Source organism: Sphingomonas sp. Leaf33 (assembly GCF_001421785.1).
GTDB lineage: Bacteria > Pseudomonadota > Alphaproteobacteria > Sphingomonadales > Sphingomonadaceae > Sphingomonas.
On record NZ_LMLB01000017.1, the window covers coordinates 403,195 to 411,294 of the forward strand.

Here is an 8,100-nt window from a genome sequence, read left to right on the forward strand (position 1 = left end):
CGTGGGGCGATTAGGGCGAGGACATGACTTTCAAACCCGTCCGCAAGGCCGTCTTCCCCGTTGCCGGTCTCGGCACGCGCTTCCTGCCCGCCACAAAGGCGATGCCGAAGGAGATGCTGACCGTCGTCGACAAGCCGCTGATCCAGTACGCCGTTGAGGAAGCGATGGAGGCGGGGATCGAGCAGATCATCTTCGTCACCGGCCGCGGCAAGGGGGCGCTGGAGGACCATTTCGACATTTCCTACGAGCTCGAGCAGACGATGCGCGAGCGCGGCAAGAGCCTGGAACTGATCGACGGTATCCGCCAGAAGCCGGGGTCGCCGGTCTACATCCGACAGCAGGAGCCGTTGGGCTTGGGCCATGCGGTGTGGTGCGCGCGCGAGATCGTCGGCGACGAACCGTTCGCGGTGCTGCTGCCCGACGAGCTGATGGTGGGCACCCCCGGTTTCCTGAAGCAGATGGTCGAGGCCTATGCCCGCGTCGGCGGCAACATCATCGGCGCCTTGGAGGTCGAGCCGGAGGAAACGAGCAAGTACGGCATCATCACGCCGGGCGCCGCCGACGGACCGCTGGTCGAGGTGCGGGAAGTGATCGAAAAGCCCGCACCCGGCACCGCGAAGTCGAACCTGATGACGCCGGGGCGCTACATCCTGCAGCCCGAAGTCATGCGCATCCTCGACAATCCGGAGACGGGCGCGGGCGGCGAAATCCAGCTGACCGATGCGATGGCGCAGCTGATCGGCCGCCAGCCGTTCCACGGCTTCACTTTCGACGGGCAGCGGTACGACTGCGGGGACAAGGCCGGATATATCCAGGCCAATCTGGCGATCGCGCTTGCCCGCGACGACATCGGCCCGGCGGTGCGGGCGTTCGCCGAGGCTGCGCTGAAGCGCTAGAGCGGTTTCCGACCAATCTGCACCAGCGTGATTGTGTCAGGAAGGTTGCTGTCGAGAACCGGCGCAAAGCAGGGGCTGGTTTGCCCCTGCACGTGCCGCGACGATGTCCAGCGGCTCACGATGGTGCAGATTGGTCGGAAACCGCTTTAGCCGCGGGCGAGAGCGGCGATCGCCTGCTGGTCATAGACGTGGCGTGCACCGTCCGTGTCGGCGACGATCAGCAGCGCATCGGCCTGGGTGATGCGGTCGAGCGACGACCATTGCATGAGCGCGCGGTCAACGGTCGTCTCGGGAAGCGGCACGCTGCCCGGATCGAACGACGTGACGAGTTGGGCGCTGGCTTCCCGCTGCATCACCGAGTCTCCTTCGTAAGCTGCGCGCTTACCACAGCGGAAGCGGACCGGAAATCAGACAATAGTCAGGCGGTCGTCGCCCAGCGTGTCGAGCAGCCCGATCATCCCGCCACCTTCGGCGCCCACAGGTAGCAGGACGCCGTGCTGCTCCAGCGCAGTCTGGCAGGCGATCACCGTCACGCCCAACTCGTGCGCGGCCTCCGCCAACGGCCCGGTGAAGGACAGGGTGACCGCGGCATCGTGCAGGTAGAGCCGCGCCCGGCCGCCGAGCGCCGCCTGCGCATTGGCGAGCGTCAGCGCGGCATCGAGCCGCGCCGGATCGGCACCGACCACGACGATCGTCAGCCCGCGCATCGACATCCCGGGTCCTTGGGCACCGACAGCGTGCGAAAGCGGAACGCCAGCGCATCGGCGAGCAGCAGCCTGCCGGCCGGATCGTCGCCGAACGGGACGATTGCGCGGATGACTTCCAGCGCAGCAAGACTCCCCATGACGCCGGTCATCGCGCCGAGGACGCCAGCCTCCGCACAGCTTGCCTCCGCGCGGTCGGGATCGTCGCCGACCAGGCAGCGGTAGCAGGGCTTGCCCGCTTCCCAACCGCGATAGACCGCCAGCTGCCCGTCGAACTGCCCGACCGCCGCCGAGACGAGCGGGATATGCGCGGCAAGCGCGGCGTCGGCGACCGCCAGTCGAGTCGCAAAATTGTCGCAGCCGTCCAGCACTACACCGGCGTCCGCGATCAGCCCGGCGGCGTTGGCGGCGTCGATCCGGGTGGCCACGCCCTCCACCTGGACATGCGGATTGATCCGGCGCGCGGCGTCCGCCGCGGCGGCGACCTTGGCGCGGTCGATGTCGTCGGTGGAAAAGATCGTCTGCCGCTGCAGGTTCGACAGGTCGACGCGGTCGTCGTCGACCAGCGTCAGCCGCCCGACGCCGGCCGCCGCCAGATACTGAATCGCGGGCGAACCGATGCCGCCCGCGCCGATGACGACGACATGCGCGGCGCCCAGTCGCAACTGGCCCGCGCCGCCGATCTCGCGCAGCACGATGTGGCGCGCGTAGCGCTCCAGTTCGGCGTCGCTCAGCGTCATTTCGTCCAGTCGAAGGTGATCGTGGTGCGATACCAGCCGCTGGCCGGCAGACGGACGTTGCTGCGCGCCAGGCTGGAGACGAGCCCGGCGGCGAACTGCTCGACGCTCGGGCAGTCGATCGCCCGCGGCACGACCGCACGCGGCAGGCCGTCGCTGCGCAGGAACACCGCGACCTCGACCGCGACGCGCGTGCCCGCGATCGGGCAGCGATCGGTCGCGATCGTCCGTTCGACGAAGGCGGCAAGTTCGGGCGACGGCTGCGGCTCGGTGCGCCACGGCAGCGGGGGCAGGATCGACCAGTCGGTCGGCGGCACTAGCAGGATCGGCGGCGTGTCCGCGACCGGCGGGGTGGGGACCAGCGATTGCGTCACGACCAACAGGGCCAGAACCATGCTCACCGACCGGTCGATCCGAAGCCGCCCGTACCGCGAACGGTCGCGTCGAGATCGTCGACCTCGTGCAACGCTGCGCGCTGAACCGGCGCGGGGACGAGCTGCGCGATGCGATCGCCGCGCGCGATGGTGAAAGTCTCCGCGCCGAGATTGGCAAGGATCACCTTCACCTCACCGCGATAGTCGCTGTCGATCGTGCCGGGCGTGTTGAGGCAGGTGACGCCGTGCTTCAGCGCCAGGCCGGAGCGGGGGCGGACCTGGACCTCGAACCCGTCGGGGATCGCCAGCGCGAACCCGGTCGCCACCGCGCGCCGCTCGCCCGCGCGGATCTCGCAGGTCTCCGCCGACACCACGTCCATCCCGGCGGCACCGGCGGTCGCATAGGCGGGCAGCGGCAGGTCGGCCCCGTTGGGCAGGCGTTTCAGGGCGATCGGAATCACGGTCATCGTGTCGCTGGATAGCGGAAGGCGTTCCGTCTGTCGAAATCCTGCATCAATTGCCGTCCGGCCCGGATCAAAAGTTGCGATAAGGCGGTCAATTCGTCAGCCTTCGTCACCTTTGCCGAAAAGCATGGTCCGGGGGTCGGCCGGAGAATGTGTCATAATTCCGCCGGCAGCCAATCAACGACAGCGAGCGTTCGGCCGGGCCGCGAACGTTCGCTAAAGCACGGTTGCGGGCGTTCGTATCGATCATGCTCGATACCAACAGACGTGGCTAAAGTCACACGACGGTCACACTATGTTGATCGCCAATCCCCTTTTTCGTGCGGACACCCGATGAGGCAGCGCGACGTCGGTGCGGGCGAGCGAAAATCAGCGATGAGAAAGGGCTAGTCGTCGGCCTGTACACGACGTTTTCCAACATTGCTCAAACAAACGACGGAACGAGCGTCTGCTATCGCCCAGTTGCAGACACGCCGTTGCGCGGGCAGAGCGCAGGAATGGATCAAGAAAAGCCTTCGGAACGGCTCGTCGCGCAACGGGTCCGAAACCGTATTATGGAAGAGGTCTGGGGCCTTTCCGAAGGTGACAGCGGGGTCGGGGCGTCTGGACCTACCGAATGGTTCGAGTCATTTTTCGACTGGTTCCCATACGAGGGCGAGCCCGATTGGTATCCAGCTATGACAGCGGAAGAAGCCAACGCTGTGTGCGACGTCCTTAAACTTATGCAGCAAGCTATCGCCGATACTGACATATCCACGCACCCGACTGTACAAGAAATTGTCCAGACCGGCTGGCCTGAGCGCATCGCGCCAGTTGCAAAGAAAGCTCTCAATTTGATGCTGTCGAGGGGGAGGTTCTCGGAAGTACGAGAAGAAACCGAACCCTCCGGACCAACCCTCTGGCCGTAGACCGTATGTCCGCTTCCCACCCATAAGCAGACATTCGCCGCGTGAGACACCTTATCAAGAGCAGGCTCTGCCCGCGATTACACCGCCAGCGCTTCCGCGATCCGCTCCGCCAGCCGCCTCGCGACCTCATCCTTCGCCAGCGGTTCCCAATCCTCGACACCCTCGGCGGTGACCAGATGCACGGTGTTGGCGTCGCCGCCCATTACGTCACCCGACACATCGTTGGCGACGATCCAGTCGGCGCCCTTGCGGGTTCGCTTGGCGGTCGCGTGGTCGACGACGCGTTCGGTTTCGGCGGCGAAGCCGATCAGCAGGCGGGGGCGCTGCGGGCTGTCTGCCAGCGTCGCCAGGATGTCGGGATTGGGGTGGAGAGCGAGCGGGGGCACGCCGGCGCCTTTCTTCAGCTTCTGCGCGGCGGCCTCGACATACCAGTCGGCGACGGCGGCGACCATGACCGCGGCGTCGGCGGGCAGCGCGGCGGTGACGGCATCGGCCATCTCGCGCGCGGTCTCTACGTCGACCCGGTCGACCCCCCTCGGCGTCGCGAGCGTGACGGGGCCGGAGACGAGCGTCACCCGCGCGCCGAGTTCGGCCAGCGCGGCGGCGATGGCATAGCCCTGCTTCCCTGACGACCGGTTGGCGATGTAGCGCACCGGGTCGATCGGCTCGTGCGTCGGGCCGGCGGTGACCAGGATATGCTTGCCCGTCAGCGGCCCGTCGCCGGCGAAGTGGCGCTCGATCGCGGCCATTATCGCGACCGGCTCGGGCAGGCGGCCGGGGCCGTATTCGCCGCACGCCATCGCGCCTTCGTCGGGCTCCATGACGCGCACGCCGTCGGCGCGGAGCTGGTCGACGTTGCGCTGTGTCGCGGCGTGCTGCCACATCCGGACGTTCATCGCGGGCGCCGCAAGCACCGGCGTGTCGGTCGCCAGCAGCAGCGTGGTCGCCAGATCGTCGGCATGGCCCTGCGCCATCCGCGCCAGCAGGTCGGCGGTGGCGGGCGCGACGACGATCAGGTCGGCGGCGCGGCTGAGCTGGATATGGCCCATCTCGGCCTCGTCCTTCAGGTCCCACAGGGTCGTGTAGACCGGGCTCTCGGCCAGGGCGGCGAGCGTCATCGGCGTGACGAAATGCGCGCCGCCCTCCGTCAGCACGGGCGTGACCGCCATTCCGGCCTTGCGGATCAGCCGGATCAGCTCGCAGGCCTTGTACGCGGCGATACCGCCGCCGACGATCAGCAGGATGCGCTTCATTGGGTGATCCTCTGCACCCGGATGCGCCGCCTGTCGAGCAACGCGGCCGCGACGTCGCGCAAGCCATCGGGGACGAATATCAGGCCGATCAGGAACACCGGCGCCGGCATCAGTGCCCAGTAGAAGGTGTTGGTCCGCGCAAAGATCGCGATGACCGCGCCATAGCCCAGGAACAGCACCGCGGTGCGGGTCCCCAGCGGGTCGCGCCATGCGATCCAGCCGAACAGCGACAGCGCGACGATCGGTGCGGCCAGCGCCAGCGGGATAGAGGACAGCATCGTGGAGAGGACCAGCGAGCGAACAAAGAAGCCCGGCCCGTTCAGCCCCGACCAGCCCGGCGAGGTCGGATCAAGCGGCCCGACGACCTGCGCCACCGCCCAGGCGTGCGCGGTCAGCGCCAGCGCAAAGGCAAGCAGCGCCAGCCCCCAGCCCAGCGCCTCGCGCCGCGCACCGGTCGCCAGCGCGAACGCTGCCATCACCATCGGCAGAAGCGCCGCGGTTTCGCGCACCAGCATCGCGACCAGCGCGAGCGCGGCGGACGGGATCCATCGCTCGGGTCGCCACAGCGCCAGCGACAGCGCGACGAGCATCGCCGCCCAGATTTCATGGAACGCGATCAGGTCGGCCTGGACGAAGGCGACCAGGCCCGCGGCGATGAACAGCGCCAGGACGGTTCGCGCCAGTGGCCTTGGCAGCAGCGGGCGAAGGCGCGCCCACCAGGCGATGCCGACCCCGATCGCGAGCAGGTCGAGCAGCAGGATCGTGACGGTGGGCGACAGGGCGGCCTGCACGACGCTGTGAAGCGGCGGGCGGAAGGTGACGAAGGGCTTCAGCGGATATCCGCCGGTCCGCAGCGCATCGGCGAGCAGCAGGTAATAATCGCCGCCACCCCGCACGCCGGCGATGACGTTCTCGTACATGCCGAGGTCGCTGATCTCCCCGGTGCCGGCAGATGACGACACGGTCGGGTCGGGCGTCGCCAGTGCAGTGAAGGCCAGCGCCATCAGTATCGCCAGCAGCGCGGCGACGACCATGGCCGGGCGGCGCGGCAGGCGCGCAAAGCGGGTGGAGGTGGCGAGCCACAACGGCGCGCGTGTTCGTCGTCCCGCACCCTCGACGGGGGCACGGGGCGGCGTCTCGTTCACGCCAGCCACAGCGTCCCGGCGATGGCGAGGGCGGCGGACAGGACCGCGACCGCGACATAGCGCCAGCCGCCGCCGACGCGCACGACCTCGATCTCGCGTAGCGGCGGGGCGGGGGGCGCACCGCCCGGCGCGGGATAGCGTGCCTCGATATTGCGGATCAGGTCGGGGATGCGCGCGATCGTCTTCAGGTCGGTGATGATGCGGTCGGCGGCCCAGGCCTCCGGGCCCAGTTCAGTGCGTATCCACTCGCGAATGAACGGCCCCGACACGTCCCACATGTTGATGTCGGGATCGAGCCGGGTCGCGACCCCCTCGACCATGACCATCGTCTTTTGCAGCAGCAGCAGGTGCGGCTGGGTCTGCATGTCGAAATCGCGGGTGATCGCGAACAGCCCGTCCAGCATCGCGCCGACCGACATGTCCTTGACCGGCAGCCCGCGCATCGGCTCGCCGACCGCGCGCAGGGCGGTCGCGAACTCCGCGACATTGTGATGCGGGGGCACATAGCCCGCCTCGAAATGGATTTCGGCGACGCGCTTGTAGTCGCCGGTGATCAATCCGTAGAGGATCTCGGCCAGCCACACCCGCGCGCGACGATCGATCCGGCCCATGATGCCGAAGTCGATCGCAGCGATGCGATTGCCCGGCAGCGCGAACAGGTTGCCCTGGTGCATATCGGCGTGGAAGAAGCCGTCCGAGATCGCCTGGCGCAGGAAGGCGCGGACCAGCTTGGATGCCAGTACCGACACGTCATAGCCCGCAGCGATCAGGCGCGCGCGGTCCGACAGCTTGATGCCGTCGACCCATTCCAGCGTCAGCACCTTGCCGGTCGTGCGCTGCCAGTCGATCGCCGGGACGACGAAATCGGGTTCGGCCTCCATCCCCTCGGCCAGTTCGGAGGCCGACGCGCCCTCGCGGCGCAGATCGAGTTCGCGCGCGGTCCAGCGCTTGAACGTCTCGATGACCAGGCGCGGGCGCAGCCGCATCGCCTCGCCGCCGATCCCCTCCAGCTGCGCGGCCGCCCATTCATAGGTGTCGATCGCGCGGGCGAAATTATCCTCGACCCCGGGGCGCAGGACTTTGACTGCGACACGGCGGCCGTCGTCGGTGATCGCGCGGTGGACCTGCGCGATCGAGGCGGCACCGATCGGCACCTCCTCGAAATCGGCGAACAGGCCCTCGAGCGGGCGACCGAAGCTGCTCTCGATCCGGCTGCGGATCTCGTCGAACGGGACGGGTGGCAGCGAATCCTGCAGGCGCAGCAGGTCGTGCGCGGCATCCTCGCCGACCAGGTCGGGGCGAGTGGCAAGCGTCTGGCCGAGCTTGATCGCCGCCGGGCCGATCGCCTGGAACGCCTCGGTATATTGCGGGACCTTGGGCACGCGCGCACCGAAGCGCGCGACGCGGGCCAGGCGACGGACGGCGGCGGGGGTGTTCGGATCGCGCTCGATCCCGCGCAGCGCCCCGTGGCGGGCCAGCGTGCGGCCCCATTTCAGCAGCCGCCAGAGATGGGTGACGGAGGCGGTCAAAAAATCCTCCCCGGCACGGGGAGGGGGACCGCCCGCACAGCGGGTGGTGGAGGGGGCGGGCAGCAGAGGGGTTCGCTCGTGGCGCCCCCC

At 68.4% G+C, this 8,100-nt stretch carries 10 protein-coding genes; 2 read left to right on the forward strand and 8 right to left on the reverse strand.

Translation table 11 applies throughout. The features are described from left to right. The first annotated feature begins 23 nt into the window (after positions 1-23). Positions 24-896 carry a UTP--glucose-1-phosphate uridylyltransferase GalU gene (galU, locus tag ASE86_RS15075; protein WP_056428718.1) on the forward strand — a complete coding sequence of 291 codons (873 nt, stop codon included), beginning with the start codon at positions 24-26 and terminating at the stop codon, positions 894-896. Between the two features lie 146 nt (positions 897-1,042). Here the strand turns inward: galU and ASE86_RS15080 are convergent, their stop codons facing one another. The 5 genes from ASE86_RS15080 to dut are packed head-to-tail and all read right to left on the reverse strand — an operon-like array spanning position 1,043 to position 3,178. After that, positions 1,043-1,252 (reverse strand): hypothetical protein, encoded by a 210-nt coding sequence (locus ASE86_RS15080; RefSeq protein WP_156347213.1) that lies wholly within the window; start codon positions 1,250-1,252, stop codon positions 1,043-1,045. 51 nt (positions 1,253-1,303) lie between these two features. Next, a complete protein-coding gene (locus ASE86_RS15085) occupies positions 1,304-1,603 on the reverse strand; it encodes a hypothetical protein (RefSeq protein ID WP_082441981.1) in 300 nt (99 codons plus the stop codon). Beyond that, positions 1,591-2,340, reverse strand: coding sequence for a HesA/MoeB/ThiF family protein (locus tag ASE86_RS15090; protein ID WP_056428728.1), 750 nt, complete (start codon positions 2,338-2,340; stop codon positions 1,591-1,593). The genes ASE86_RS15085 and ASE86_RS15090 overlap by 13 nt, the downstream gene beginning before the upstream one ends. Then, the gene (locus tag ASE86_RS15095; protein ID WP_235524150.1) at positions 2,337-2,732 is read right to left on the reverse strand and encodes a hypothetical protein; all 396 of its coding nucleotides are present in this window, start codon (positions 2,730-2,732) and stop codon (positions 2,337-2,339) included. Before ASE86_RS15095 ends, ASE86_RS15090 begins: the two co-directional genes overlap by 4 nt. Positions 2,733-2,734: 2 nt before the next feature. Then, positions 2,735-3,178 carry a dUTP diphosphatase gene (gene dut, locus ASE86_RS15100; RefSeq protein WP_056428730.1) on the reverse strand — a complete coding sequence of 148 codons (444 nt, stop codon included), beginning with the start codon at positions 3,176-3,178 and terminating at the stop codon, positions 2,735-2,737. A gap of 317 nt (positions 3,179-3,495) precedes the next feature. Between dut and ASE86_RS16155 the strand changes: the two genes are divergently transcribed. Continuing rightward, on the forward strand, positions 3,496-4,083 hold the full coding sequence (locus tag ASE86_RS16155; protein ID WP_156347214.1) for a hypothetical protein: 588 nt from the start codon (positions 3,496-3,498) through the stop codon (positions 4,081-4,083). A gap of 77 nt (positions 4,084-4,160) precedes the next feature. On the opposite strand, the gene coaBC is transcribed toward ASE86_RS16155, so the two are convergent. From coaBC to ubiB, 3 genes are read right to left on the reverse strand one after another with little or no spacing between them, the layout of a single operon-like run. Then, positions 4,161-5,336, reverse strand: coding sequence for a bifunctional phosphopantothenoylcysteine decarboxylase/phosphopantothenate--cysteine ligase CoaBC (coaBC, locus tag ASE86_RS15105; protein ID WP_056428734.1), 1,176 nt, complete (start codon positions 5,334-5,336; stop codon positions 4,161-4,163). Beyond that, positions 5,333-6,490 (reverse strand): hypothetical protein, encoded by a 1,158-nt coding sequence (locus tag ASE86_RS15110; RefSeq protein ID WP_235524136.1) that lies wholly within the window; start codon positions 6,488-6,490, stop codon positions 5,333-5,335. Before ASE86_RS15110 ends, coaBC begins: the two co-directional genes overlap by 4 nt. Continuing rightward, the gene (gene ubiB, locus ASE86_RS15115; protein ID WP_056428739.1) at positions 6,478-8,010 is read right to left on the reverse strand and encodes a 2-polyprenylphenol 6-hydroxylase; all 1,533 of its coding nucleotides are present in this window, start codon (positions 8,008-8,010) and stop codon (positions 6,478-6,480) included. Before ubiB ends, ASE86_RS15110 begins: the two co-directional genes overlap by 13 nt. Positions 8,011-8,100: the final 90 nt, after the last annotated feature.

What these genes read in the sequence shown, in the direction of transcription:
- dut (WP_056428730.1), bottom strand. Translation starts at nt 3,178, where the DNA reads ATGACCGTGATTCCGATCGCCCTGAAACGCCTGCCCAACGGGGCCGAC.
- galU (WP_056428718.1), top strand. Translation starts at nt 24, where the DNA reads ATGACTTTCAAACCCGTCCGCAAGGCCGTCTTCCCCGTTGCCGGTCTC.
- ASE86_RS15085 (WP_082441981.1), bottom strand. Translation starts at nt 1,603, where the DNA reads ATGCGCGGGCTGACGATCGTCGTGGTCGGTGCCGATCCGGCGCGGCTC.
- coaBC (WP_056428734.1), bottom strand. Translation starts at nt 5,336, where the DNA reads ATGAAGCGCATCCTGCTGATCGTCGGCGGCGGTATCGCCGCGTACAAG.
- ASE86_RS15090 (WP_056428728.1), bottom strand. Translation starts at nt 2,340, where the DNA reads ATGACGCTGAGCGACGCCGAACTGGAGCGCTACGCGCGCCACATCGTG.
- ASE86_RS15095 (WP_235524150.1), bottom strand. Translation starts at nt 2,732, where the DNA reads ATGGTTCTGGCCCTGTTGGTCGTGACGCAATCGCTGGTCCCCACCCCG.